General features: G+C 59.4%; 1 protein-coding gene. It reads right to left on the minus strand.

The genetic code is table 11. The annotated features are described in order from the left end of the window. Positions 1–2,894: double-strand break repair helicase AddA (gene addA, locus VGP75_RS05260; protein WP_327542649.1), on the minus strand; the 2,894-nt coding region annotated here is incomplete at its 3' end. Positions 2,895–2,911 lie beyond the last annotated feature (17 nt).

Here is a 2,911-nt window from a genome sequence, read left to right on the forward strand (position 1 = left end):
TGCTCGAGAAGCTTATGGATCTGCGTGCCGCGCTCCATCGCGTCTTCTTCGTTGTCGCCCGCTGGATCGCCTTGGAGGATTTTGTCGCCTTTCAGTTCAGAAGGCGAAATGGTCTTGGTCTGTGTCGGAACGGGCAGTTCATCGAATGCGGGCGGCGTGACCTGCGTTTTCTCGACGGGTGACTTTTCCTGCAGGGCGGGCGCATCCCATGCCAGTTCGGACACACGCCGCAGATCAAGATCACCCAGTTTCGCGTCATAATCACCGCAGGCGCGCATGCCGTCGGCGACGATATTGTACCAGCTTGCATCACCCTCGCCCACGTCACCTGCCGCCCCGACGATCAGCCATTTTTCGGCGCGCGTCATCGCGACGTATAGCAGGCGCAGGCGTTCGCGGGTTTGTTTGGCAACGACATCCTCGCGCAGGGCCATGACCGCAGGAGACGCAGATTTTACCGGGGGCTTCCAGATGACATGATCATCCGCTGGCAGGATTTCCTGTTTGACCTGCACATCGCGTTTCGCGGTATCGGGCAGAATGACGATTGGTGCCTCGAGCCCCTTTGCGCCATGCACCGTCATCACGCGGATCTGGTCGCCTTGGCTGTCCATCTGGCGTTTCACCTCGAGATCATCGGTGTCCATCCATGACAGAAACCCTGTTAGGTTCGGCACAGCTGTATTTTCATAGGCAAGTGCCTGCGACAACAGCGCGTCGATCCCGTCCTCCGCCTCTGGCCCCAATCGCGCGAGCAACTTGCGCCGCCCGTCGTGGCGGGTGAGGATACGTTCGATCAGGTCGTAAGGACGCAGGAAATCCGCCTTGCCGCGCAGATCATTCAGGATTGCCAGCGTTTCAGGGTAATCCGCGTTGCGCAGGGTTTCCCATAGATAAGCCTTCTCGGGGCGATGGTGCGCGAGGGTGAATAGGTCCTGCTCGCTCCAGCCAAACAGCGGGGAGCGCAGGGCGGCAGCAAGCGACAGATCGTCTTCGGGTAGCGCCAGAAACCGCAGCACCGCCGCAAGGTCTTTGACCGCAAGTTCGGCACCCACGCGCAGCCTGTCGGCCCCGGCGATTTGCAGGCCGGCAGATTTGCAGGCGCGGATGATTTCAGCGAAGAGATCCGACCGGCGCTGCACAAGGATCAGGAAATCGCCTTCGGTGATCGGGCGCCGGTTAAAGGCGCCGGTGTTCCCTATCTCTTCGGGGATGGTTTCACAGGCGATCATATATTTGATCTTTTCCGCCACGCGCTGGGCCATCAGAACGGTGTGGTCGGTGCTGCTGGGTTCATCGACGGGTTTGAACCATTCGCGGTCGGGCGTTGCCTCGGATTTCTCGATCACGGGCCACAGATCAACACGACCGGGCATGTTTTCCTTGAACGCGCGATGGTTCAGGTTGTCGTCCATGCCCGCCGCGCGGTCACCTGTGAAGGTCTTGTCGACGACCGTCAGAATGGCCTGCGAAGAGCGGAAGGAATAGTCGAGAGAGGTCTCGTTGAACGGTTTGGAAATCGCGGCATGGGTCGCCTCGAAATGGGCCTTCATCTTGTCAAAGGCTGCGGGATCCGCCCCCTGGAACGAATAGATCGACTGCTTTTTATCCCCGACGATAAAGACCGTGCGTTCGCGGTCCATGCGCGCGCCTTCGCCTGTGGCGAATTCCTGGGTCAATTGTTCGATCACTGCCCATTGGGTCGGGCTGGTGTCCTGTGCTTCATCCACCAGAATATGGTCGATGCCACCATCAAGCCGGAACAGCACCCATTGTGCCACATCGCGGTCGGTCAAAAGCGCCTTGGCTTTGCGGATCAGATCGTCGAAATCGAGCATCCCCATCGCCAGTTTGCGCGCCTCGTAGGCGGGCACAAAGACGCGGGCGAAATTGTAAAGTGCTATAGTGCGGTCAAGCGTGATGAGGCCGAGGCGATAGGGGCGCATGTCCTCGACCTGCCCCATGATCGGCTCAATCTGTTCCATGAGTTCGGCGTGTGCTTCGCGGGTTTTCTTGGTGGGCAGTTTGCCAATCTTGGCACCGAAAGGTGCGGCTGCGGTTTCGCCGAACAGGAACACATTTTCTAGGATTGCGAGCGCGTCATGTGGCGAAAGGGACCCTGACAGCAGCGGGCGCAGGGCGTTTGCGGCTTTGACGTCGGTGACCGATCCGGTGGCGCAGGCGTCGATAAATTGTGCGATCAGGTCTTTGTCGAAGATATCATCGTAGAGTGTTTCGACCGTCAGCCCTTGCGGTATTTCCAGGATATCGCAAAGCCGCGCGAGATCCGGCTCTTGTGTGAAATAATCGCCCTTCCCTGCAATCTCGGCCGTGAATTTTGCCAGATCATCGCCAGTGAACAGCGCAAGCAGTTGGTGGACAACCTCTGCCTTTGGCCCCAAGACCATTTCATCTACCACCTCGGCGCGGAGGATTTCAGCAGCGCGGTCTTCCATTTCGCGGAATTGCGGGCTGACCTGTGCCTCAAGCGGAAACCGCCGCAGGACGCCCGCGCAGAACGAGTGGATAGTCTGGATTTTCAGACCACCGGGAGTTTCAATGGCGCGGGCGAAGAGGGTGCGTGCCTGTGCCAGCTGTGCGGCATCAATGGCGCGATCAATGCCAAGGGTTTGCAGGGCGCGGCGCAAGTCATCCTCGGGCATCATTGCCCATTCGCCAAGGCGCTGGAACAGGCGGTTCTGCATCTCGGCGGCGGCAGCTTTGGTATAGGTCAGGCACAGGATATTCTGCGGCGACACCTTATCCAGCAACAACCGTGCAACACGGTCTGTCAGCACACGGGTTTTGCCGGACCCGGCATTGGCGGACAGCCATGTTGATGTGCCGGGATTGGCGGCGTCGACCTGTCTTTGTGTGGCCTCGTCGCGGATCATGTCAGCACCTGTGGGGC

The sequence above is a fragment of the Yoonia sp. genome, from assembly GCF_036007805.1.
GTDB lineage: Bacteria > Pseudomonadota > Alphaproteobacteria > Rhodobacterales > Rhodobacteraceae > Yoonia.